This is a genomic window from Paenibacillus sp. JCM 10914 (assembly GCF_001315105.1).
In the GTDB taxonomy this organism is placed as follows: domain Bacteria; phylum Bacillota; class Bacilli; order Paenibacillales; family Paenibacillaceae; genus Paenibacillus_AQ.
The window spans coordinates 106,300-131,814 of record NZ_BAZR01000001.1; the positions used below are offsets into that span (position 1 = coordinate 106,300).

General features: G+C 49.9%; 12 protein-coding genes and 5 pseudogenes. 14 read left to right on the forward strand and 3 right to left on the reverse strand.

Annotated elements, in window-relative coordinates; translation table 11 throughout:
* Positions 1-16 precede the first annotated feature (16 nt).
* The 9 genes and pseudogenes from JCM10914_RS00530 to JCM10914_RS00570 all read left to right on the forward strand — a co-directional run bounded on the left by JCM10914_RS00530 (position 17) and on the right by JCM10914_RS00570 (position 13,933).
* A complete protein-coding gene (locus JCM10914_RS00530) occupies positions 17-1,819 on the forward strand; it encodes a sensor histidine kinase (protein ID WP_023956127.1) in 1,803 nt (600 codons plus the stop codon).
* Between the two features lie 25 nt (positions 1,820-1,844).
* A pseudogene (locus JCM10914_RS00535) lies at positions 1,845-3,454 on the forward strand (response regulator).
* Between the two features lie 120 nt (positions 3,455-3,574).
* Positions 3,575-3,829, forward strand: a complete 255-nt coding sequence (locus JCM10914_RS00540; protein ID WP_148300167.1) for a hypothetical protein — start codon at positions 3,575-3,577, stop codon at positions 3,827-3,829.
* Between the two features lie 7 nt (positions 3,830-3,836).
* On the forward strand, positions 3,837-4,049 hold the full coding sequence (locus JCM10914_RS00545; protein ID WP_023956133.1) for a hypothetical protein: 213 nt from the start codon (positions 3,837-3,839) through the stop codon (positions 4,047-4,049).
* Positions 4,050-4,072: 23 nt separating this feature from the next.
* Positions 4,073-4,264: a hypothetical protein gene (locus JCM10914_RS00550; RefSeq protein WP_023956135.1), complete on the forward strand. Its 192-nt coding sequence runs from the start codon at positions 4,073-4,075 to the stop codon at positions 4,262-4,264.
* Positions 4,265-5,533: 1,269 nt separating this feature from the next.
* Positions 5,534-6,498: pseudogene (locus tag JCM10914_RS00555) on the forward strand (ABC transporter permease).
* A gap of 16 nt (positions 6,499-6,514) precedes the next feature.
* Positions 6,515-7,432 (forward strand): carbohydrate ABC transporter permease, encoded by a 918-nt coding sequence (locus JCM10914_RS00560; protein WP_023956141.1) that lies wholly within the window; start codon positions 6,515-6,517, stop codon positions 7,430-7,432.
* Between the two features lie 112 nt (positions 7,433-7,544).
* A complete protein-coding gene (locus JCM10914_RS00565; RefSeq protein ID WP_023956143.1) occupies positions 7,545-9,062 on the forward strand; it encodes an extracellular solute-binding protein in 1,518 nt (505 codons plus the stop codon).
* Positions 9,063-9,196: 134 nt separating this feature from the next.
* Positions 9,197-13,933 (forward strand): S-layer homology domain-containing protein, encoded by a 4,737-nt coding sequence (locus JCM10914_RS00570; protein ID WP_023956145.1) that lies wholly within the window; start codon positions 9,197-9,199, stop codon positions 13,931-13,933.
* 397 nt (positions 13,934-14,330) lie between these two features.
* Here JCM10914_RS00570 and JCM10914_RS00575 read toward each other — a convergent pair whose 3' ends face one another.
* Positions 14,331-15,110, reverse strand: a complete 780-nt coding sequence (locus JCM10914_RS00575) for an aminoglycoside adenylyltransferase domain-containing protein (protein ID WP_023956147.1) — start codon at positions 15,108-15,110, stop codon at positions 14,331-14,333.
* Positions 15,111-15,238: 128 nt separating this feature from the next.
* Here JCM10914_RS00575 and JCM10914_RS00580 point away from each other — a divergent pair, with 128 nt between their 5' ends.
* The gene (locus tag JCM10914_RS00580; protein ID WP_052019600.1) at positions 15,239-15,964 is read left to right on the forward strand and encodes a 4'-phosphopantetheinyl transferase superfamily protein; all 726 of its coding nucleotides are present in this window, start codon (positions 15,239-15,241) and stop codon (positions 15,962-15,964) included.
* Positions 15,965-16,052: 88 nt separating this feature from the next.
* Here the strand turns inward: JCM10914_RS00580 and JCM10914_RS00585 are convergent.
* Both JCM10914_RS00585 and JCM10914_RS00590 read right to left on the reverse strand, forming a co-directional pair.
* Positions 16,053-17,626, reverse strand: a pseudogene (locus JCM10914_RS00585) (FAD-dependent oxidoreductase).
* A gap of 176 nt (positions 17,627-17,802) precedes the next feature.
* Entirely contained in the window at positions 17,803-20,115 is a 2,313-nt protein-coding gene (locus JCM10914_RS00590) for a helix-turn-helix domain-containing protein (protein WP_231638437.1), read from the reverse strand.
* A 200-nt stretch (positions 20,116-20,315) separates the two neighbouring features.
* Here JCM10914_RS00590 and JCM10914_RS00595 point away from each other — a divergent pair.
* The 4 genes and pseudogenes from JCM10914_RS00595 to JCM10914_RS00610 all read left to right on the forward strand — a co-directional run bounded on the left by JCM10914_RS00595 (position 20,316) and on the right by JCM10914_RS00610 (position 25,504).
* Positions 20,316-21,793: pseudogene (locus tag JCM10914_RS00595) on the forward strand (extracellular solute-binding protein).
* Between the two features lie 202 nt (positions 21,794-21,995).
* Positions 21,996-23,557, forward strand: a pseudogene (locus JCM10914_RS00600) (extracellular solute-binding protein).
* An 84-nt stretch (positions 23,558-23,641) separates the two neighbouring features.
* Positions 23,642-24,604: a sugar ABC transporter permease gene (locus JCM10914_RS00605; RefSeq protein WP_023956167.1), complete on the forward strand. Its 963-nt coding sequence runs from the start codon at positions 23,642-23,644 to the stop codon at positions 24,602-24,604.
* Positions 24,605-24,625: 21 nt separating this feature from the next.
* Complete coding sequence (locus JCM10914_RS00610; RefSeq protein ID WP_036716705.1) at positions 24,626-25,504, forward strand: carbohydrate ABC transporter permease; 879 nt, start codon at positions 24,626-24,628, stop codon at positions 25,502-25,504.
* Positions 25,505-25,515: the final 11 nt, after the last annotated feature.

Below are 25,515 nucleotides of genomic sequence, written 5' to 3' on the forward strand. Positions count from 1 at the left end.
TTAGGGGAGGTGCAGCATGAGTGCGATGTTGCGCTGGATTGTGGATCGGTTCTCGCAAAACATTCAAGCCAGATTGACCGGGTATTTTTTGCTGATCCTATTGCCACTTGTCATTATCAGCTTATTTGCCATCGAACGCTCCAGAGACATACTCTATCATCAAGCGGTGGAACGTACGGAAATGGCGTTGTCCTCGGCGATGAATCACTTTGATCTGGCACTGCAGAATGTAGAGGAAATCTCCACTTTAATCTCGGGGGACTCGGGTATAAATGAATTGCTGAACAAGAACAGCGTGAATTTCTCCGCTCAATCGATTGTTGATTTCTCGTATATCTTGGATCAGTTGCCCCTTTTTGTCTCGGTTAATCGATTCGTTTCCCAAATCACGATCTATCATCAAGCGTCCAATAGGTTTATATCCACGCACTATGGCGGCAAAAAACTCGAGGGCGAACTCGAACAAGAGTGGCTTGTTGAAGCAGCACGGCGTAATGGCACTGGCATTTCTTATGTCATGTCGGAATCACCAGTCACGGACACGGTTACGTTTGGTCAGATAACGAACACCGACAGCATTTCCCTTATTCGGGCGATGGATCTATATAACAGCGAGCGACAGTCTAACCTCCTGGTGGTGTCATTCAGCAAGAGTAAGCTGCTGAACATTATGAAGACCTTGCTGCCTTCCGAGAGCAGCCGGATCTCACTGTTGAATGATAGGGGTGAGGTCGTTGTAGAAACGGGAAGTGTTGACACCGAAATCTCCGACAAGGATATGAAGGTTATGATTGATTCGGATTATTCCAAGTGGAGTCTGGAAATGGTTCAAGCCAAGAGCGAACTTTATACGGAGACGGATCAACTGCGGTTATTCACGGTGGCGATCATTGGTCTTAGCATCTTGCTGGCCATCATCATTTCGTGGGTCGTCTACAGCGGGATTGCTGCGCCTGTACTGAAATTGTCCCGAGGCATGAAGCGACTAAGCAGCGGCGAACTCAACATTCACGTAGATACGAAGCGGAAGGATGAATTCGGCTTTCTGATTCAATCGTTCAACAAGATGGCGGTGATGCAGAAGCACTTAATCGAAGATCATTATGAGCAGCAATTGAGACTAACCACAACTGAGCTGAAATTTTTGCAATCCCAGATCAACCCGCATTTCTTGTACAATACACTCGATTCCATCTACTGGATGGCCAAAAATTATGATGCGGATGAGATCAGCGAGATGGTCATAAACCTGTCTAAGTTTTTCCGCTTGAGCTTGAACAAAGGCCGGGAAATGTTCACGATCGAAGAAAGCATCGTCCATCTTCACTATTATTTGCGAATACAGCAGCTTCGTTTCATGGATAACTTCGAAGTGAATTATGAGATTTCGGAAGATAGTCGAGCCGTTCCCATACTGAAACTTCTACTCCAGCCATTGGTGGAGAATGCGATAATACACGGGATGGAGGGCAAATCCTCGGGAGGCCGTGTCGTGATCTCCAGTCACATCGAGAAAGAGAAAACGGTGGTGATCAGCGTGAAGGATAACGGACCCGGTATCGGAGAGGAACGGCTGCGTTATATGCAGCATGAGCTTGAGTTGATGGATGCGCGGCGGGTGCCAAACTCCACACAGGATGATGAGCATGTGAAGGATCTGTTTGGCCTGCGCAATGTGCTTGGCAGAATGAAGCTCTATTATGGGCATGAGGCGAAGCTGGCGGTAGATAGTGTAGTGGGAGTGGGCACAACCGTGACCATCTATCTTCCGTTGGAAAAGTGTAGGGAAGTTAATCTGGAGACGTCAAGAAGTTCATAGATAATGGCCAAAAGGGGAAATCGAGATGAATCTGATTATCGTTGAGGATGAACCAAGGCTGCGTCATGCGCTAGCCCATAATATTCCTTGGGAACAACATGGTTTGGAGGTGGTGGGCACGGCTTCGAACGGTGTCGAGGCGTTGGAACTGGTCGGGAGAAAGAAGCCTGATATCATGTTAATTGATATCCAGATGCCGGAGATGGATGGTCTGACTTTGTTGGGGGAACTTCGAAGCCGCAAGGATATCAGCCAATTGACCAAAATGATTATACTGAGCGGTCACGATACGTTCGAATTCGCGCAGCTTGCGCTGGAGTTCGGGGTATCGAGGTATTTGCTCAAGCCAGCCGGCGACGAGGAAATCCTGGAAGCCGTATTGGAGGCGCGCCAGCAACTGCGCTCAGATCTGGAGCAATGGCAGCGCAAGGCGTTGCTCGAACAGAAATGGAAGGATAACCTGCCACATTTGCAAAACCTCTTCTTCATTCAGTGGGTGAACGGCAGGTATACGCGCGATGAAATCCTGAGCAAGAGCCGGGAGCTCTACATACCGCTGGAAACGGATGATCGTCTTGCCATTGCCGTGGTAGATCTGGACCCGCTCTCCGAAGAGGAGACTCGCTTTCAACAAGGGGACTCCGAACTGTTGCAATTCACGATGCAGTGTCTGGCGAAGGAATTGCTCTCCCATCCTAATCTGTGGATCACCTCAGATTCAGCGAACATGTTGATGTTGGTGTACGTTCTGAACGAAACCGAGGATACGAACGATGCGATGCTGCATTTGAATGCTGATGTATCCAAGCTGCTCTCGCAGACACGGGAGGTCTTGAAGCTGACGGCGAGTGCGGGAATATGCGGCGCGACCGGCTCGATTGAAGATATGAGCCTACTCTATGCTCAAGCTTGTCGCGCGCTCCAGGAGCGGGTGGTGTACGGCCATGATCTCGCTATTCCGTACCGGGAACTGCCCCGGCTTGATATTCAAGCCGTCATCGTGCAGCAGAATTTGGAGAAATCGCTGGAGATTGCACTTGAAACCGCGGATGAACGCAAGGCGCTGGAAGCACTGCAAGGGTTGTGGGAGGAGGCGTTCACTAGGCCGGAGTCGTCGGATGATTTTCAGGAGGCGGTCCTTTACATGAACAGCTTCTTCACGCGCATGATCCAGAAGCAGGGCTGGAGCGTGAAGAAGGTCGTCGGCGAGGACATCTCCTATTTTCATAACGTAAAGCTGCTTAACACCAAATTGCAAACGTGGTCGCTCTTGGAGCGAACGGTCAAGCATATCATCGCCTTCATGAGTGAGCAACGGAAGACGACCAGCAACCAGGTCGTGAAAGATATCTTGAACCTGCTGGAAGCTGAGATGGATCAGGAGATTACGCTGCATACGGTTGCTGATCGTCTGTACGTGAATTCGTCTTATCTCAGTCGGCTCTTCAAACAGGAGATGGGTGTCGCGTTCTCTACTTATGTGCTGGAGCGCAAGATGGAGCGGGCCAAGTCGCCCTGCAGGAGGGCCAGAAGGTATACGATGCCGCGCGGCTTGTCGGATATCGGGATGTCAGTTATTTCACGAAGGTATTCAGGAAGTACTGGGGGTTGAACCCGGGGGAATTTAAGGGGTAGATGGTGTAATGCAGCAAACATCTCTGTTTCGGCACGCGGAGGCGCTCCGCCAACGAATCGTTCCTCCAATCGCTGTTGTCGCCGAATTTCGGGGATTGGAATGAGGGGAAGGAAAGCAGCTTGGGTTTTCGGCACGTGGTGGCGCTCCGCCAACGAACCGTTCCTCCAATCGCTGTTGTCGCCGAATTTCAGGATTGGAATGTGAGGGAGAAATTCGGCTCCAAAGGCGACCGCTATCGCTTTTCCGGAATCGCTTCGTTTGCTCCGCTGGTGCGTGCTGCTGAATGTTCAGTGCGTTCTTCCCCATTGGGTATGTGGGAGGGGAAGATCGCAGCGCAGCAGAGCTTGCTGCTATATAGAACCCAAGATGGGTGAGCACGCCGTGGCGCACCGCCCACGAACCGTTCCTGCAATCGCTGTTGTCGCCGAATTTCAGGATTGGAATGCGAGGAAGAAATTCGGCTCCAAAGGCGACCGCTATCGCTTTTCCGGAATCGTTTCGTTCGCTCCGCTGGTGCGTGCTGCTGAGTGTTCAGTGCGTTCTTCCCCATTAGGTGCGGGGGAGGGGAGCGCAGCAGAGCTTGCTGCTATGTAGAACCCAAGATGGGCGAGCACGCCGTGGCGCACCGCCAACGAACCGTTCCTGCAATCGCTGTTGTCGCCGAATTTCAGGATCGGAATGTGAGGAAGAAACGCGGCTCCAAAGGCAAGCGCTATCGCTTTTCCGGAATCGTTTCGTTCGCTCCGCTGGTGCGTGCTATTGAGTGTTCAGTGCGTTCTTCCCCATTAGGTGTGGGGGAGGGAATGTAACGCAGCAAGGCTTGCTGCTAATTCTTATATTAAATAGCCGTAAAAGAACACGATTGGAAGACAGGCAAGCTGCTCAGGAGATGAATCCTGAGAGGCTTGTTTTTTTACATTCTCATCCTAGTAGGAGGGGAGTATCCTTGCCTCTTGAGTAGGGTAGAAAGCATGAGAATCTAGCCCGCAAAAGTTCTACCTTCAACGAAGAAGGCGGAATTGTACTGTAGAAGCGAAGCGCGCCCCTTTATCCCCGGATTTCCACATCGTTCCCTTCAATTCAGAAGAAATCTGGGGGTAAGAGGGATCGGAAGGACAATCCGCATGCGGAGTGCAGAATGAGCTAACCAATTTCCTCCTACTAACAGTCAATGATTTGAAAGTTAGGGGCTTGCTTAATTCAAAAGGACTCGACGAAGTAGGACTCGCAGAAGGTAAAACTACTTCAACGGAGAAGGCGGAATTGTACTGTAGAAGCGAAGCGTGCCCCTTTATCCCCGGATTTCCTCACCATTCCCTTCAATTCAGAAGAAATCCGGGGGTAAGAGGGATCGGAAGGACAATCCGCAAGCGGAGTGCAGAATGAGCTAACCAGTTTCCTCCTACTAATTGATTTGAAAGTTAGAGGCTTGCTTAGTTAAGAAGACTAGACGAAGTAGGACTCGCAGTAGGTGAAACTACTTCAACGAAGAAGGCGGAATTGTACTGTAGAAGCGAAGCGTGCCCCTTTATCCCTGGATGTCCTCACCATTCCCGTCAATTCAGAAGAAATCCGGGGGTAAGAGGGATCGGAAGGACAATCCGCAAGCGGAGTGCAGAATGAGCTAACCAGTTTCCTCCTACTAATTGATTTGAAAGTTAGGGGCTTGCTTAGCTCAAGAGGACTCGACGAAGTAGGACTCGCAGTAGGTAAAACTACTTCAACGGAGAAGGCGGAATTGTGCTGTAGAAGCGAAGCGTGCCCCTTTACCCCCGGATTCCCCCACCATTCCCGTTAATTCAGAAGAAATCCGGGGGTAAGAGGGATCGGAAGGACAATCCGCATGCGGAGTGCAGTAACAGCATACAAGAAGACCTCAATTTACATGAAGACTAACAACTAACATACCCACGAAACAATCGCCGCAGCATCATGACACAATCGCTTACATGCCTCCCCCAACACAACATCAGATTACCATAAATAGTAATCATCCTCGCCTACTCAGTCTGCGCGCCCGGAATTACAATTTTAGATAACCAAGGAGATTAATTAGATAGAAAGGGGGAGACGAGTCGATGAAACCCACGATAGAATCACCGACACCGCATCCACAATTGAAGCCAAAACGAGGGTATTGGGGGCGGCTGGGATCGGACATTTGGAAAGAATGGGATCTTTATATTCTGCTGGTACCGGGCATATTGTTCATTCTGTTGTTTAAGTATACGCCGATGTACGGGATCACGATTGCCTTCAAAGATTTCAACATCTTCACCGGTTTTGCAGATAGCCCGTGGGTGGGATGGAAGCATTTCGCGAAGCTTTTCACGTCGCCTGACTTTGCTCAGGTATTTAAAAATACGGTCATTATCAGCTTCCTGAAAATCGTTATTTTGTTTCCCCTCCCCATTATGATCGCGCTGATGCTCAATGAGTTAAGGAATATGATCTTCAAGCGGACGGTGCAGACCGTCATTTATTTACCGCACTTCTTGTCTTGGGTTATCGTAGGCGGATTGTTCATCGATATCCTCTCGACCAATGGCGGGATTATCAATAAAGCCTGGTATCCATGGGCATGGAGCCGATTGCGTTCTTCCTCGATAACAGTGTGTTCCGGAGCGTGCTGATCACTTCGGCGGGCTGGAAGGAAACCGGGTGGAGTACCATCGTATACCTGGCGGCGTTCACGATGATTGACCCGATGTTGTATGAAGCGGCCAAGATCGACGGTGCCGGGAGATGGAAGCAGCTGTGGCATATTACGTTGCCAGGCATCGCCCCCATCATTGTGCTGATGTTCATCCTTCGCCTCGGCAATGTGCTGGAGGCAGGGACGGAGCAGATTCTCGTCATGTATAACCCGGTGGTTTACCAAGTTTCGGACGTGATAGGAACTTTTGTATACCGACAAGGTTTAGGCAATCAAGACTACAGCTTCTCCACAGCAGTCGGACTATTTGAAGCCGTTATATCATTCACGCTGGTCATCGTGGGCAACGCCATGAGCAGAAAATACTTGCAACGCGGGATCTGGTAAAGGAAGGGTGGCATATATGGATCACAAAAGAGCTCTGGAAGGAACGAGAACCACCCAAGGAGTCATCAAACAATCGTTCTCGGAAAAATGCTTCGCGGTATTCAATTATACCTTCTTCATCGTCATGGGATTGACCACATTGCTTCCCTTTGTAAACCTGATCGCCAAATCGCTGAGCAGCGAAGGTGCCGTTATATCTGGCAGGGTCGGATTGTTCCCGGTGGGCGTCCAGTTTGAGACGTATAAGTATGTGCTTCAAGACTCGATGTTCTTGAATTCTTTGAAAGTATCGATTTTTCTGACGGTGATCGGAACGGCGTGCAGCCTGCTTCTGACGACGCTGACAGCCTATCCGTTGTCCAAATACCGTCTGCGCGGCCGGAAGGGATTGCTGCTGATCTTCGTGTTCACCATGCTGTTCAGCGGTGGTCTGATTCCGACATACCTGTTAATGCAGAACTTGAATCTGGTGAACTCGTTCCCGGTGCTCTTTCTGCCAGCCATGGTGAATGTGTATAACATGCTCATCATTAAAAACTATTTCGAAGGCTTACCGGATGAGTTGGAGGAATCGGCCAAACTGGATGGCGCAGGCAACATCCGGATTCTGATATCGGTCATTGTGCCGCTGTCACTGCCAGTGATGGCCACAATCGGATTGTTTTTTGCCGTCGCTTTCTGGAACGACTATTTCGCAGCCATGATTTATATTACCGATCCGGCAATCAAGCCGATGCAGCTATATCTGAAGGAATTGCTCGTATCATCCAGTGGCGATTTCCTGAAGGACAACATCGATGCAGCCATTAACACGACCCCTCAGTCCATTCAGGCTTCATCCATATTGCTCGCTACAATACCAATCTTGATGGTATATCCATTCTTGCAGAAGTACTTTGTCAAAGGAGTGCTGGTAGGATCAGTAAAAGGGTGACGGGACAATCGGACTTCTTCGGATTGAATTCACTCTCTAAAGGTGGTGATGCGTTTCATTTGTTTCTGGTAGCTGGATGTATTGAACGATTCAATTACAAGGAGGGTTATCCATGATCAAAATGAAAAAATCGGCCGTGTTGGCCGGGGTACTAGGCCTCGCGCTAGCCATATCCGGTTGCGGGGGAGGCGGAACAACAGATACACCGTCAGCCAATCCGCCAGCAACGACGCCATCTAATAACGCAAGTGAGGGGAAGACGGAGGATAAGCCGAGTCTGCGCATGATCATGCAGTATGGATTATTTGATCCGAAGACGGAGTACGTAGCGAAATATATCCAGGAGAGAACGGGATATGAGGTCAACTATGAGCTGCTGCCTGCGGAAAATGCTGATGAGAAACTGAACCTGCTTGTATCCAGCAAAGAAAACTATGACATCCTGAAGCTGAATGCAGCACAATTCTATAACCTGGCTTCTGCCGGTGCGCTGGAGCCGCTTGATGAACTGATCGAATCCCATGGCAGTTATATTAAGCAATCCATCAAAGCCGAATCTTTCGGTAGTGCGACGATCGACGGTAAGATTTTCGGGATACCGGAGACTGGCGCTGGAGTTAGCATCGGTGAGGAGCTTGTGGTAAGACAGGATTGGCTGGATGAGTTGGATCTGGCTGTGCCGACGAATACGGATGAGCTCTACACAGTCTTGAAGACAATTAAAGAGAAGAAGAACGTCATACCGCTCACACTAAGCAAAGACTCCGTCTATGGAGATATCGCTACGACGTTCGGTATTTTTACAGATTGGAAGGAAGTGGACGGTAAGATTATGCATCGTGCCGAGCTTCCAGAGATGAAAGAATTTATTAAGTATATGAACAAACTGTATAAGGAAGGCCTACTAGATACCGAAACACCAATCAATACGGCACAGAAATCGATCGAGAAATTCTCAGGCGGCAATGCGGCTATGTATAAGCTGGCTTGGTGGAATGCGGGAACTACAATCGCTGCCTTGCAAAAGAACTTCCCGGAAGCCCAAACATCCATCATTCCATACCTGAAAGACAAGGACGGAAAGGCGGCCGTCGGAGCCAAAGCTAACACGACCTGGTATGTGGCAATCCTGAAGTCCTCCAAGAACAAAGAAGCCGCCATGGACTTCCTGAACGCGAAGCTGGAACCAGAGACGTTCAAAGGCATCGCCATTGGTGAAGAAGGTGTGCATTATGAAATGAAAGACGGGAAGTACTACCCGATTCTTCCGATTTTCAATGATGAGTTGAACAACGCAAGCGCGTTTTTGACCGGGGTCGACGAAGAGAAGTATCCGATCTACTGGCAGGCGCGTGTTCGTAAGGAACCCGTGCTGCAAGCGCATTTTGAAGCGTTCCAGAAAAATGCGGAAGGCATTATCGTTGTAGATCCGATGTCAACCGCCCCTCCAATTGAAGCCGTATCCAAAAATCTGCTGAAATTGACGACGTTGCTTGATGATAATGTACTGCAATTCATCTCTGGTGCCAAGCCGATTGACGCCTACGATCAATTCTTGGCCCAATGGAGAGCAGAAGGCGGAACGGATATGGTGACCGCCGCCAATGAATGGTTTCAAACCACAAAGTAAATGATGGCATGTAAGAAAGCAGTTGCGGTTGCAGCTGCTTTCTTCAAAATCCAGCACGGATCGGGGGGAGTATTGAACTTAAAGTTTGTGCGCAATCCTCTTAACTATTTTTATAAATTGGAAGGTGGAATGACATGATGAATGCCCGTTTATCCAAGCGGATATCATTCTTGCTTAGCATCTCGCTGATTTTATCTATGGTGCTCCCATTAGCTTCGACATTTGCGGAAACGGCATCTGCTCCAACTCAGAGCGATTCTCATTTACCAGTGCTTGATTTTGTTGCCTTGAATGATGAGACGTTGCGCTTGACCGATATCAATGCGGCACTGGATGAATTGGATGGCAAGTCAGATTATTTGGCTTTGTTTACTAGTGGCGGCATCGTTACAAACGATGGATATCTTCAGGATATTTCGGTGTCTGAATTTCATGTGGCCGTATCGGTGGACGACAACGGTACGGTACAGGACGTTATCGGGGGAATCACTCCTGACGCACAGGGTGCACAGAGTACAGATACCACACTGCCGATTCCGGAACGTGGTTATGTAGTCATGGCTGGTGGCGATAGTTCAAGGGATACTTCCGTCTATAAACAATCGCTAAGTCTACATTTCAAAGCGGGCGAACAAGCGAAACTCACGGGAGATGGCCGCGAATGGACAGCGGGCGATTTTGTAGCCGTGCCGCAGGAACCTAACCCAGGTGGTGAACCAGCACCGCAACCGGAGCCACCAGATCCTGGAGGCGAGGACCCTGGGCAAGACCCAGGTCCACTAACCCCGCAACTTCAACTGTTGACGCAGACGGACACGGTCGTAGAGATTCCCGTGGTCGAAGTAGCGGGGATGGTTACGACGGATATTCAAGCTCTGGGCGTTCAGGAAATGGATGTCAAAGTAACCATTAACGACGAAGAGACCGAACTGACGGCAGATGGAATTTTTCGAATGAACGTATATTTGGAACCAGGACCCAACGGCATCACCGTCAGACTGTTACAGGGAGGAAGTGAGCTTGCGATTGAGACGCTGAACATTATTTACGAACCGTTAGATAATCAAGATTATCTTGAAGTCGAGGCAGCGCCAAAGGACGTCACCATCGGTATTGAAGGTCCGCGACGGCAGATCGATTACGTGGATCGAGATGTAACGGGAATACCGAATATCGTTGCGATATTTACACGCGATTATGGATCAATGATTACGATCCCGCAGACCAATGTGGCCGTGCAAGTCGATGCCAATAATCGGGTATTGCGGGTGGTTAATCCGTCTATCGATGGCAAGCCTCCGGTGTGGACGGGACCGACGGACCTTGAAATTCCGGAGGGCGGTTATGTGTTGATGGCCCAAGACAGCAGTTATGCAGGCAATAATATCAAACGTTATTTAGCTGAAAATTTCAAAGCACATGATCCGATCAAGCTTCGCAAGAACGGTGAAGTTGTGCAAGTCCGCGATATTATGAGCGGCAACGGCTTGATCGCAAGACTGAAGCTGGATAATCAGGCGATGTACACGGTCACCGAAGGTAGTACGGTCATTACGGGCCTGATCGAAAATATCGATGACATCAGCGTGATCTCGCTGCTTGTGAACGATGCGGAAATCCCCTTCCAGGAGGATGGGACCTTTATGCACAGCTACGCGCTGTCAAATGGAACGAATTATATTGAAGTCAAGGTATTGAAGAACGACGTGGAGCAGGATACGCGTTACCTTGCCGTTTTTGCAAGACCGGATTTCTCATCGGACAAAGAAGTGATCCTGTGGGTCGACCAGGCAGCCAATGCCCGAAAGTTTCAAAGCAGCGAGCAGGTTCAGACTTTTCTACAAAAAGCGAAGGATACCGGAGTTACCTCTGTAGTATTCGACGTGAAAGGGGTGGAGGGCTATGCGTCCTATAAGAAAAACACCCTGACGGGTAGACCGTATGTCAGTGAGATCAAAGCTCCGGAGAAAGCAGGTGCCAGCCCCGATCTGGATCTGCTTGAAGAGTTTCTCCAGCACGGTCATGCACTCGGACTAAAGATTCATGCGGCGATTAACGTTTTTGCCGAAGGATCGATCGCTCATCAAGAGTTTGCCGTATTGAACGATCATCTGGATTGGGAGGAACGCGTATATTTTCCTGAGAACGGGGGGGAGATCAAACGGCTTAGAGAAAGCGCCAAGCAGGGACTGGTCGCTTTTGTCAATCCGTCGAATGATGAGGTTCGAGCATATCAGCTCGATACGTTTAGGGAGATTATCGAGAATTACAACGTAGACGGCGTTGTACATGACCGAGGACGTTATGATAATGAGGCTGCTGATTTCAGTGACGAGACGAAAGAGAAATTTGAGCAGTTTCTACTGGATCGAGGTACGGGTAAGCAACTAGTCAACTGGCCAGAAGATATCTTCTATTATGACGCTGATAAGAGACGGGTAGACGGACCGCTGATCCAGGAATGGTGGGAATTCCGTTCCGGCACAATCCAGAGCTTTTTTAGCGATGTGAAGACGATGGTAGATGAGCATGAGGCGACATCCGGTCGGACCATTGAAGTATCTTCTTATGTGGGGTCTTGGTACGAAACCTACTATTTAAATGGCGTGAACTGGGGAAGCAAGAATTTCCGTTACGATCCAGCCCTCGGCATGCCGGATGAATCGGTTTATACGCCGGAATATTATAATACAGGATACATCGAGTTTTTGGATTTTCTGATGATCGGAGCCTATCAAACCACTAGCCAGGAAATCCAGAAGTATATTACGCTGGGCAATATCGTTACGAACGGAGAGATTCCGCTCTACGCAGGGATTGCGCTTAACAATGTGCAAGCACCCGCAGTGCAACGAGAGGTGTTCCAGGCCGGCCTGAAGTCTACGAACGGGCTTATGTTATTCGATGCCTCGCAGATCAACTGGGCGATTGCCGAAGCGGCGCTGCAAGATCGGGAATGGGTGAAGGATTATCAGCTTGGCATGAGTTTGCCTGGAAATACGGAGTCCTTCCTCGAAGGCAACTATTATAACGTGAATCGCATTGAAGGCAACATCAACGTCATGACGGAAGCTTTCGGGTATTCGACCGGCACGAATCGTTTCGGAGTCGAAGTCGTTGTGGATCAGACAGGTCAAGTTACACGGGTCGTGAACCGAAATCAAGCGATTAATTGGAGCTGGGGAGCGCCTGAGGAGAATAATAGTGTCATACCGCAAGGCGGATTTGTCATTACGGCACTGGACCCTTCTGGTACCAGAACCTATCGTCAGCTCGTAGCCAACGCCTACAATTCGGGTGATCAGGTTCGTTCGGCCGTGCTTAGCGGTTTGATGGATGATGAAGGACTGGAGACCCGAAATAGCAGGCTTGAACTGGAAGGGAATGTCGAGGTTCTTGGGCCAGGTCAGGCCGCCGTTAAGGTGAATGGAGCAGACGCGACTCTGAAAGCGGATGGAACGTTTACGATCCATGTTCCATTGGCAACGGGAGTCAACGAGATTACGGTGGAAGTACGCGTGGATGAATATAAAACGAACAGTCGTACGTTCAATGTCATCCGAACGTCGACAGGTGATGGCGGCACGGGGCCAGAAAATCCGGGAACGCCGGGAGACGGCGGATCAACGGGAACAATTCCGCCAACCACAACGCCGCCAAAAGTGCAAGAACCTGAACGTCTCAGCGTAAAGAAGGAACAGACAGCGAGCGGGGCTGAGATCGTTACCGCGCAAGTTCATGAGCAGCGGATGCTTGAGGAAGTGGCGTCACTTCGTAATCAGCCTGCTGCATCGCGTGTACTTACGTATACACTCGAAGGTGCGGATGAAGTGATACTCAATCTGCCCTTCCAAGGACTAAGCTCAGCAATCAAAGATCTCCCGGGTGGCATGGTGAGCGTCGAGACTTCGCAAGGGAGACTGAAACTGCCGCTGGCGGTACTGTCAACAGCAATGAATCAGCGGGGCACCTCCGAAAGGTTGCAAATCCGTATTAGCAGCATCGTGGACATGGGGAGCGGGAAACTTATGGACGGAGCTTCCGTAATAGGAGGCCCTATTCACATCGAGCTCGGATGGGTACAGGGCGACAGGGAGGAGCCGATCATATTAACCGGAGGGCATGCCAAATTTATCACAGCCGTGAAGGGTGTGGCGAAAGCTTCCACTACGACGGTTCTCCGAAGCCATCCGGTTAGCGGACAACAAGACTATGTACCGGCTGTGATGACTCCCTCTGACGGGAACGTGGACGTATCCTTTATCGTTCGCCAAGGGGGAACGTATGTAGTCGTTGCCTTTACGAAGTCGTTTGACGATCTGAACGGTCACTGGGCTAGTGACGATGTGTCGCTGCTTGCATCGAAGCGTGTAATCGAGGGAGTAAGCGCGACTCGCTTCGGTCCGAATAAACCGATTACGAGAGCACAGTTCACAGCCATGCTCGTTCGTTCACTCGGCCTGCCGGATCATTCGAAGGAAGCTAACTTCGAAGATGTGCAAGGTACGGAATGGTATGCCGCAGCGGTCGCTACGGCTGTGGAGCATGGGCTAATAGAAGGGTTCAGCGACGGGGATTTCAGGCCGAATCATCCGATTACGCGGGAGCAGATGAGCGTTCTATTACAGCGAGCGCTCCGCCTAGCGGGGATGGAACTGGAGTCAGTCGATCCTCATTCGATGCTGGACGTATATGAGGATCATGATCGCATTGGCACTTGGTCCCAGGAGGCAGTCGCGGCAGTGGTTCATGCCGGGTTGATGGAGGGACGTTCCGCATCGGCGTTCGTACCGGGTGCACATTCCACCCGGGCTGAAAGTGCAGTTGTACTCGCAAGAATGCTGCAATTGGCAGGCTTCTTGAATCGCTAATAACAAGACCCGTTCGCCCCAAGCGAACGGGTCTTGTTATGTCTGTGCACGAGAGTTGAAGTTGGAGCAGCAAGTCCCGCGTAGGGACCTGTGGCCGCGAAATGCGGCGCAAGGGAAGCAGCAAGTCCCTCGTAGGGACTTATGGCCGCCAACTGCGGCGAAAGGAAAGCAGCAAGTCCCTCACAGGGACTTATAGCCGTGAAATGCGGCGCCAGGGAAGCAGCAAGTCCCACATAGGGACTTATAGCCGCCAAATGCGGTGAAAAAGAAGCAGCAAGTCCCCCACAGGGACTTATAGCCACCAAATGCGGCGAAAGGGAAGGTACAAGTCCTCCAAGAAGGACTTGTGCCTTCCAACTTCGATACCAGCGAGCCCAAATCTATCCCACCGGTTGTTTCAGTAGACCGGCGTCTGCCCCGAAGCCTGGTGTATCTGGCCCAGCATATACTGAGCGTATTCGATAAGATCCGGTTCAGGGATATCCATGCTGTCGGATATGCCGCCGTATTCCAGCAGTGCTTGTCTGATAATGCCGTGATATGGAGCAGGCAGCACGCGCAATCCCCATTCGCCGCCTTCTTGCTTGGAGGAGACGATGTTCTCCCGTAAGTAATAAAGAACCCGGCATAGATTAAGCGTGAAGTACAGCGGCAGCTCAGCGATATCCGAAGCGGCGCTTGCTACGTCCTGAATAATGGCTTGCCTATAATAGGACGGATCAACCGCTCGCTTGAACACTTGATGGATTGGTTTGCCGTATAAGGTTACGCCCCGATGATAAATTACGGTATAATGTGCGGCCAGATCGTGATCTCCGAAGCCGCCGCAGATATAATCCGGGTCGTCTCGGTATTTCTCGCGATGGACATTAGAATAGTGGAACTCGAACAGCGGTGGGTATTGCATATTCTCAATGCTGTCTTCCAGCACGATGCTCAGCTCAATCCCGCCTTGATTACTTAGGCGATCATGGAAGGTCAGCAGTCTCTGCCCGAAACGCTTGGCTGTCTCTTTGGACAGGTGGTCTTGTATAACAAGCAGCAGATCGATATCACTTGTAGCCGGATTGAAGCATCCCATTGCCATGGAGCCGTGCAGATAGATCCCGACCAGATTACTACCGAACTCTTCGGTTGATAATTTGATGAATGGATCAAGAATAGCTTGTGTTTGCATAGATGCCACCTTCGTTTATATTGGATATATAAATAATCCCAAGTCATTAATAAATTGTCAATGGAGAAAAGGAAATGCGGACCTTTCTAGCGAAATGATGTCTGAGTAAATAGAAATGAAAGGAATACATGATGACGACTTCCAAAATACATTCCGCCCCTATCGAGGTATATGCGATTCAGAATTCGGACCGTATCTCAGAACAAACCTATGCTTCGTTATTTCAAAGATTGTCTCCTGAACGTGCTCAATACGTAATGAGATTTAAGCAAGCAAACGACTATCAAAGATCCTTGCTGGGTGATGCCATGCTCCATCGAATCATCCAAGAAAGGCTGGGTATAGAGCGCCGATACTTGGAGTATGCAAGGAACCAGTATGGCAAGCCGTACTTGAAGGAATACCCGGATATCCATTTCAATATTTCCCATTCAGGACACTGGATCGTATGCGCGGTCAGTGACGATTGGATCGGAATCGATGTTGAACAAGTAAATGTGGTTGATTTAGCCATAGCTGACCGGTTTTTTCACCCAGCCGAACGGGAGCAATTATTACATCTCCATAAAAATAAAAGGCAGTCGCTTTTCTTTGATTTTTGGACTTTAAAGGAAAGTTACATCAAAGCGGTGGGCAAGGGCCTCCATCTGCCGCTCGATTCCTTCGCGCTAGAGATGAGGGACGAAGGATGGGCCCCAATCATGGGAGAAGAAGGACGTACCTTCTTCTTTAGACAATACGAGATTGAGGAGGGGTATAAGATGTCGGTGTGCAGTCCATGCTCCGCGTTTCCTGATCGTATTCAGTATATATCCGCAGAATACCTGACTATAGAAGACCATCAGCCGATCTAGTCAAATAGCTTCAGATTGAACAGGCCGGCCTTGGTTCTTAGAACCAAGGCCGGCCTGTTTGCCGTTCTATCGCCGAGTTATCTATTTATCAGACCGGCCGCAGTTCCGGCCACGCAAGTTCAATTCCCTCCTGGACAAGTCGTTGCTGGAAGTTTGCGAGCGTATCCTGATGGTTGCGAATGTCGGTAGGCAGGATGTTTTGTTCCAGGCAATAACTGATGCAATATCCGGCGGCTTCGCCGATATTCCATTCGACCGGATGCAATCGGTAGCAGCCGTTCGTGATATGGGTAACGCCGATGTTTTTACTGGCGGCCAGCACATTCTTAACCCGTTTGGGTATTAAGCTCCCGAGAGGATCTGGAATGGCAGCGAAGAGATATCGATGTAAGGCCTCTCGCCGGTGCTAGGATGCAGATCAATTCGATAACAGCCGATGCCGACGGAGTCATGGAAGGTCTCCGCAACGCCGTCTGGGCGCGAGTCGGTGGCGACGTGCTGTTCCAGCACGGTGAACTCCGCTTGAATTCTTCTCGATTCCCGAATGTAAGGATACATCGCTATGCCATCCTCCGTACCGACGACATCGGGCCGAAGTCGCAAGCCGGGATAGCCCTGACCGCCATCCGGGCGCGGCACTTCAGTCTGCAGCCAATATAGCAGGGATAAGCTGAGCTGCTTCGCTTGGTTCAGATTGCGCTGTACCTCATCTGCGGGCACGTCGATGATCGAACCGAGCCAGTAGTCGTTCTGTGGCCAATTGACCAGTGAGATTGGGCGTTCTATGGTACTATCTGCGAAATGCTTAGGATCAAGGATCTGTCGGTATTGAAACAGCGGGAATTTGTCATGACCGGGAAAAATCTCATACTCAACCGGCTCATTGGTAGACGGTTTAATCGCCGTTAGGCTTAACAGCTTATCCGGCCAGAACTCTGGCTTGTATTCCCGCCAGGAATCATACATCTCGGGCTTAGCTATCGTATGGTCCTCACCCTCGACATAATCGACTGCAAAACAATATGTAAAACCCTGCATATCCTGCGGCAGCGGGTCGCCATCCACGGCATGAGGCTCTCCTGTCTGGGCCTTGGATTCTGCCCCGGTCACATATTCGATATCAGCCAACGGGAGCAAATCGCCAAGCTCCGTGGCATCTACAAAAAACGGTGCCGTTAAGCGTAGCTTGGCCTGGGTCTGTAGATGGCTCACGGTTACGCTGCGCACTTGGTCACCCGAGGTATCGGTAGCCTCGACGGCATATTGGTAGAGAATTTGAATCTGTCCGCTATGGATATAAGGGGCCAGCATCTGCTGCAGTACCGCCAAGGCGGTGCGCGGCTCATGGCATAGACGACTGACAATGCCGCTGCCCGGATTCAGTTGAGCATGATTTCTTGCCATAGCGGTCATAGGAAAATGATCTCGATAATACTGGCGCACCCCTTCGCGGAACTGGCGATAGCTGCGCGTGCAGCCGAACTGTTCGATCCACGGGTGTTCGTCGGGAGGTACTGCCTGGCTCGTCAATTGACCGCCGATCCAGGTCGTTTCTTCTGTCATGATGACCGTTCTTCCTGATTTCGCTGCGGCGAGTGCGGCAGCGGTGCCGCCGGTGCCCCCGCCTAGAATGACGATATCGGCCTGCATCTCTCGTATCATTGAGTAATCTCCTTTGGCTTGTAGAGTATTCGCGCTGCACATGGCAGAGGAACGTATAAAAGTGATTACCTTCATTGTAGAGAGGTATGTACGGGAAGAGTACGGGACAGAGGTGACCATTTTTGGTAATCTGATGCGTTTTTAATCAGTTTATTATCGGTTCGGTTCCATATCATTTAGAGTGCGGTTTTGTACTTGCTCCTGTATTGCCCCGGCGTCATGCCCTCCAGCTTGCGAAATGAGCGGATAAAGTTCTGTGAATTGTTATAGCTGAGTTTCTCCGCGATGTCCTTGATCGGCATCTCCGTTTCGACAAGCCATTTTTTCGACATCTTGAACCGGTATTGGGTGAGATATTCGCTAAAGGACATATTTGTTTCTTTCTTGAATACACTGCTTAAGTAAAAATTGTTATAATGCAGTCGGACTGCGCATTCCTCCAGCGTAATGTTGCGGTCGAATTCATTGCGAATCATCTCGATGATCTGCTCGGACAGATTCTGGTACTGGGAGTCCTGCCGATCTCGGAATACCCTCGCCATCGGGCGAATCATCCGCTCCTTGAACCAAGCTTCAATGTCGGAGCTTGTATAGAGTCGCAACAATTCCTCCACCAGCGAGCTGTCATGAATATTCAATTGCTCCATCATGATGCCGTTCTCCTGCATGACAATCATTAAGTCATTGAGTAGCCGAATCAGCGAGAGCTGGTATTCATGCGGGGTGCGATCCTTGCGGAACACTTCCGCGAGCCAATCGTGCAGCAGTTCCTCAGCCCGCTCTTCCTCGGCCAGTTTGATGGCATCGATCAATTCGTTCTCGATCTGTACAGGGTAGAAGTAAATACGGGTATGTTGGCCGGAATTCAAGCTGAAATACGGTATGATGACACCGGTACCAAGCTTGATCCGGTGCTTCAGTGCTTCCAGCCCCTCTTGATAGGCACGGGAAGTTTTGGCTAGATTCTTATAGGGCAGGCTAATTCCGATACTTACCTCGAGATCAAGGAAAGCGCGCGTCGTTTTTTGAATGTCCTCGGACAACGTATAGATGTAATCATGGAACGCTTCATTGGATATCCGCTCACGACCGATCAGCGTCGCTTGGGTCTGATCGACGATGACGGAGGGAAGGCGGTGCGAAGAAGGGATCATCTCTTCAATGATATTGTGAATGGCAAACAGCAGCAGATCCCCGTCTTTGCGTTCGTATCTTGTCTCGTCCAACTGGTCAATCTGCAAGGTGAACACGGCCATCTGATCCCAACTCGCAACCTGCTCTTCCAAGCCGAATAACTCGATCTGTTCTTCCATTTCCGGGGCGCTGATCTTGCCCAAGAATAGCTTGTGCAAGAAAAACGTTCGTACTTGCTGGCTATTCTGACGGAGTTCGCCACGGAGCTTGGCATTGGAATTGAACATATCGCGGATATGTTCATCGATAATCTGCAACTCGCTTTTTTTATTCGCTCTGATTTCGGGCAGACGCTGAGCGATATGTTCAAAAATATGGCGGATCGGCGTGTACATTTTCCGAGTTCCCAGCCATACGAGAAGCACGCTGCAAGCGATCATCAGCAAGCAGATGTACAGGGTAAACCAGCCGATCGAACGGGATTCCTTGGTGATCGCCGCCATTTCTGTGAACGAAGCGTAAATCCAGCCGTTAAAGTCGGAACGAACGTAGGTGACCGATACCGGCTTGTTATCGATTCTCGTCTCAAACTGCCCGGAGTTGCCGTCGAACCGGTCCAGGTCCTCGGTCTGATAACCGTGATCGGTTAAATATCGCCCGACCTGATTCTGCTCGGGATGGACGATCATGCGGTAGTTATGGTCGAGGACCATGACCTCGCGGGCATCCGCGGGGCTGTCGATCATTGCAGCCAGAGAGCAACTCGGAATTGTAGCCAGCGCTACCCCGCGGGTCGTGGACGACGATAGGGGCATTTTTTTGATCAAGGCAATCGTATACGGGCAAGCATAGCTCTGCGTATCCGCGGAACCAAGCATCTCCGTCTCGATCAGCATCCAGTTGGAATTGCCCGGAAGTTCCATTAGTGACAGCAGCATATTTTTGGAAGCGTATTCATTAAACTCGTACATGCCGCGATTATTGATCAGCCAGTTGGTTGTCGCATTGGCCAGAATGACATCGGTGACGCGGGTATCGGGCGATTGAAGCAGACTAAGTTCTTCGCGCAGCTTATTATAAAGTTGAAAGTCATAGTAGGATAAGGGCCGATACAGGGCGCTCTGCAGAATGTTGGAGTTGATGACGTAGTTCAACGTATAATCAACCGTCCTCAGAACCTGTTCGAGGTTGCTGTTCGTTTGATTCATAATCTGAATGTTGCTGCTGTTCACGTGGCTCTGGACCGAGTTGGAAGATTTCATGAATGAGAAGAAACCGAGGACAGCGAGAGGGATGATGCTAATCATGCAGCCGAACAGGACCATTTTGGAATAAAAGCTTCTTTTTGGATGCAATAGGTACACCTTCCCGTTTAACAAAGTGTATAATCATTGTATGAGTAACGCTGGATTCTATCAATAATCATTTCCTGTGGAATAATCACTTCATTTGATCATCGAGCGTTTATGGGGGCGGGGAGGTACAATGCTTGAGGAGTCGACGAGTTACATTCGCGGTTCTACTATTATTGCTGCTAGTCGTTTCATTGGTATGGATCTATTTGGCCGGTTCAGCCGTCAGTGATTCGCAAGGGAATATCTCCGAAAGAGCCCCTGTCAGCATCTCGATTATGGCTAATCTGCATACCCAGATCATTCCCTCCGATCAAATCGAGAAACTGATCGAAGAGAAGACGAATACGCAATTATCCATCAGTTGGGTACCTGACGGAAGCTATGATGAGAAAGTGTACGCCTCGCTGGCGACAGGAATGTTGCCCAAAGTGTTGTACTTGAAGAATGCTGCCTCATTATCTCATTTCAGAGACGATATTCGCAGCGGGATATTTTGGGAGATCGGTCCATATCTGGAGCAATATCCGAATCTGCGTCAGCTGAAACCGGAAGTGTTGAACAATACAACGATCGACGGCAAGTTGTACACGCTTTATCAGGAGAGACCGCTCGCAAGGCAAGGCATCATTTACCGCAAGGACTGGGCGGATGCGCTCGGACTGTCAGCACCTGATACGCTGGATGATCTCTACGAGATGTTGAAAGGGTTTACATATGGGGATCCCGACGGCAACGGCTTGGATGATACGCTCGGACTGGCCGATCGAAATGATCTGATCTACGGCGCTTTCAAGACGATTAGCTCCTATTTCGGGGCCCCTAACAACTGGGGATGGTACAACGATTCGCTTCAGCCCGAATTCGTATTCCCGCAATACCGGGAGACGATGAAGTGGTTTCGCAAGCTTCATACCGAAGGTTTGATTAATGCGGACTTTGCCATTACGAGCAAGACGGATCAGCAGGAGCTGTTCGTCACGGGCAAGGCCGGCGTATATATCGGGGCCATGGGAGACGTATTGACGCTGGAATCGAGGCTGCGCGCGAATGACAAGTCGGCCACGCTGGACGTGCACAATCGGGTTCGCGGTCCCGAGAAGTATGGCATTTGGGCGTCTCAGGGATATGTACCGTTGTCTTGTTTCCGAAGTCAGCCATCGCCACAGAAGAAGAGCTGCATGAAGTGCTGGCGTTTTTCGATGCCTTGATGAGCCCCGAGCTTGCGAATCTGCTTTACTGGGGCGTCGAAGGTACGCACTATACGGTTCAGGATGGCAAAGCGATGGCAGCGGGTAATTTTGAACTTAGGGAGAAAGATGTAAAGCCTTATCAAGCCTTAATGGTTGGGGGGATCAGCACGATACCGGGAATGCTTCAGCCAATTACGCTCAATCCGGTTAAGGATAAAGCCGAGCGGCTGATCATCGATAATGAACGCTTTCTGATTAACGATCCAACATCACCGCTCGAGTCTCTGCTGTATAACGAAATTGGCGTACGTCTTCACGAAAGGATGCGGGATGCTACCTATCAATTCATACTCGGCATGCTGGATGAGGAAGGCTATGAGCAGGAAATTGAACATTGGAAGGAGGATGGAGGGCAGGAAATCATCGATGAATACAACGCTTCGTATCGAAGCACGGTCAACGAATACTTGCTTGATGATAACCGTTAGGGAAGCAACGATTCCCTAACGGTTTTTTCTATTGGCCGCTAACTTTATAGTCTTCATAATCATTAGATTAGGTTCTGCCTGCCAAGTCATCGAACAAGCGTGCTTCCGGGTTACCTTATCCTGGGATTATATACGCAACCGGAAGCTATCATCTAAGCTGATTTCTGTCAGACCAAATCATATGAACGACGGAGGTCAGAAGATGATGAAGAAAAAAGCCAGCTTCATGCTGGCAATGGTAACCGCTTTGGCTGTATTGGCTGGTTGCGGCGGGAATGCCGCAGCACCTGCGACCAGGGCCGCGGCAACTCCGGCAGTACAGGCAGTACCAACACGGACAAACAAGTCGAGAAGCCTAGTGAGCCTATGAACATCTCGATTATGGCTAATCTGCATACCCCCGAAGTGCCTTCCGACATGATCGAGAAATTGCTGGAAGAGAAGACGAATACGAAGCTGGATATCCAATGGGTTCCGGACGGCACTTATGATGAGAAAGTGAATGCTTCGTTTGCCACCGGCACATTGCCGAAAGTTACGTATTTGAAGAATGCCGCTTCGCTCGTGAACATGCGCGATGCAATCCGCAACGGCCAATTCTGGGAAATCGGTCCGCTCCTGGATCAATATCCGAACCTGAGCAATTTGAAGCCCGAGGTATTGAAGAATACAGCCGTGGACGGAAAAATTTATGCACTCTATCGCGAAGTGCCGCTCTCGCGCCAAGGGATCATTTATCGCAAGGATTGGGCCGATAAGCTGGGACTGGGCGCACCAACCACGATTGATGAGTTCTACGACATGCTGAAACAATTTAAAGAGAATGATCCGGATGACAACGGCAAGGACGACACCATTCCGCTTACCGACCGGAACGACCTGATCTATGGTGCTTTCAAGACGATCAGCTCCTGGTTCGGCACTCCTAACAATTGGGGAGAGAAGGATGGCAAGCTCGCGCCGGAGTTTATGTTCCCTGAGTATATGGAGACCATGAAATTTTTCAAGAAGCTTCATCAGGAGGGATTGATTAATCAGGACTTCCCGGTTACCAGTAAGACCGATCAGCAAAATCTATTCATTACCGGTAAATCCGGCGTTTACATCGGGGCCATGGGGGATGTCTCGAGCTTGCATCCCAAAGTAATCGAAGTGAACGAGAACGCAGTACTCGATGTGCAGAACAATATCGATGGCGGCCCGAACGGGTTTGGCGTATGGTCCGTCCCTGGTTATGGCTCGGTTATACTGTTCCCGAAGACAGCGATTAAATCAGAAGACGAGTTGAAGGGAGTGCTGGCGTTCATGGATCAGATGATGAGCCCGGAGCTGGGTAACCTGATCTATTGGGGAGTTGAAGGACAGCACCATGCGCTAAAGGACGGACGAGTCGTTCCTTCGGATGATACGAAGCTGACTGACCGCGAAGTGAAACCGTATCAGGCGATGCAAGTGGGCGGGCCTCTGACGATTGAGGGGTTCTACGAGCCTGAACATACGTTGCCCGTTAAGGCGAAGTCTGAAGAAATGATCGTAGAGAACAACGATTATTTGATCGAAGACCCTGCTGCGGCACTAGATTCCAAGACGTTCAACGAAAAAGGCGTGCAACTGCAAGAAATGATCAAGGACGGTACGTACCGTTTCATGCTTGGCGATATCGACGAGGCCGGATTCCAATCCGTCGTGGATCATTGGCTGAAGAGCGGTGGTCAGCAAATCATAGACGAATTGAACGCATCTTATGAGTTGTCCAAATCCTGATTCTACCCCTGTATGAAGGATCAAGGAGGCTGCCCTAGTGCAGTCTCCTGGGCATCTTCGCGGACAGAAAGGAAGTTAAAGCAGATGAGTGAAACCACGGTTAAAGTCGGCATGAACCCCAAAGCTTCCAAGCCCAAGCAAGAATCCGGTCGTCTGAGAAGGATTATGAAGAACAAGGCGATTTATCTGATGATACTTCCGGGTTTTTTATACTTTCTTATTTTTAAATACGTTCCCATGTCTGGATTGCTGATCGCGTTTCAGGATTACCAGGCCTATCTCGGGGTTACGAATAGCCCGTGGGTGGGGCTGAAGCATTTTGAGCGTTTATTTAGCGAGCCGATGTTTTTTACGATTTTGCGCAATACGCTGTTGTTGTTTTTCATGAACCTGCTGTTTTATTTTCCTGTACCGATTATTTTGGCATTGATGCTAAATGAAGTGCGGCGTGAAGTATTCAAGCGGTTTATTCAGACCTTGGTCTATATCCCCCACTTCATGTCCTGGGTCATTATCGTGTCCATCTCGTTCGTCATGCTTTCGATGGACCGCGGGATTATTAATGAACTGCTTGTCATGATGGGTTTGGACAAAATCAACTTCCTCATGAGCAGCGACTGGTTCAGGCCAATGTACATCATGCAGGTCATATGGCGTGAGGCGGGCTGGGGCACGATTATTTATCTCGCGGCTATGGCGGCGATCGATCCCGGTCTGTACGAGGCCTCCCGCATGGACGGAGCCAGCCGTTTTCGGCAAATGTGGCATATCACGCTCCCGTCGATTCGGAGTGTCATCGTGGTGCTGTTGATCTTGAAGATCGGGGACGTGCTGGAACTTGGATTCGAACATGTCTATCTCCTCTTAAACTCGATGAACCGGGAAGTAGCGGAGATTTTTGATACGTATGTGTACACGGCGGGTCTGAAGCAGGGGCAATTCAGTTTCAGTACCGCGGTCGGTTTCTTCAAATCGTTAATCGGTCTGATTCTCGTGATGCTGGCGAACCAACTGGCCAAAAAAGCCGGAGAAGAAGGCATTTACTAATCTGCGAAAGGTGGAGCTATGATGGTACAAGATAAAACGATATCAAGCCGCATTTTTGATGTCGTGAACTATACGCTGCTCTTGATCATTGGCCTGGTTACCATTCTGCCTTTTCTTCATGTCATCGCCGGTTCATTCACGACGGTGACGGAGCTTGCGCAGAAGCAGTTCGTTCTGTTTCCGACGGTATGGTCGCTGGATGCTTACAAATACGTGTTCTCAACCAATACGGTCATCCGTTCGCTGGGGGTGTCCATCAGTGTCACCTCGCTCGGCACGTTGTTCAGCATGCTGCTGACTTGTCTGATGGCTTACGGACTGTCCCGCAAAGATTTGGATGGACGGAAATTCATCATGTTTATGGTGTTGTTTACGATGTTGTTCAGCGGCGGTATGATCCCAACGTTTCTCGTGGTGAAAGAGATGGGGTTGATTGATACCTATGCAGCGCTTGTTGTACCGACGGCGATTAACGCCTTCAATCTGATCATTATGCGAAATTTCTTTCAGAATTTGCCTGAAGGTCTTGAGGAATCAGCCAAAATCGATGGTGCCGGCGACTGGGGAATTTTGTTCCGGATCGTCATTCCGCTGTCCATGCCTGCGATCGCTACGATCTCGCTGTTCTATGCGGTGACGTACTGGAACACGTACATGCAGGCGATTCTGTACCTGAACGATGCAGCCAAATGGCCGGTCCAGGTGATTCTCCGGCAGATCGTCATCTTGGCAAGCGGGCTTGCTGCCGATACTTCGGGCATGGATGAATTTGTCCGGCCGCCGGAACAGACGGTCAAGATGGCCGTGATCGTAGTAGCGACTTTACCGATCCTGATCGTATATCCGTTTTTGCAGAAGCATTTTGCCAAGGGTGCGCTGTTAGGTTCCATTAAAGGATAAGGGGGCTGACG

Excerpts from the sequence above, each read along its gene's own strand:
- JCM10914_RS00565 (WP_023956143.1), top strand. The coding sequence starts at position 7,545 with ATGATCAAAATGAAAAAATCGGCCGTGTTGGCCGGGGTACTAGGCCTC.
- JCM10914_RS00580 (WP_052019600.1), top strand. The coding sequence starts at position 15,239 with ATGATGACGACTTCCAAAATACATTCCGCCCCTATCGAGGTATATGCG.
- JCM10914_RS00605 (WP_023956167.1), top strand. The coding sequence starts at position 23,642 with ATGAGTGAAACCACGGTTAAAGTCGGCATGAACCCCAAAGCTTCCAAG.
- JCM10914_RS00575 (WP_023956147.1), bottom strand. The coding sequence starts at position 15,110 with ATGCAAACACAAGCTATTCTTGATCCATTCATCAAATTATCAACCGAA.
- JCM10914_RS00530 (WP_023956127.1), top strand. The coding sequence starts at position 17 with ATGAGTGCGATGTTGCGCTGGATTGTGGATCGGTTCTCGCAAAACATT.
- JCM10914_RS00570 (WP_023956145.1), top strand. The coding sequence starts at position 9,197 with ATGATGAATGCCCGTTTATCCAAGCGGATATCATTCTTGCTTAGCATC.
- JCM10914_RS00610 (WP_036716705.1), top strand. The coding sequence starts at position 24,626 with ATGGTACAAGATAAAACGATATCAAGCCGCATTTTTGATGTCGTGAAC.
- JCM10914_RS00560 (WP_023956141.1), top strand. The coding sequence starts at position 6,515 with ATGGATCACAAAAGAGCTCTGGAAGGAACGAGAACCACCCAAGGAGTC.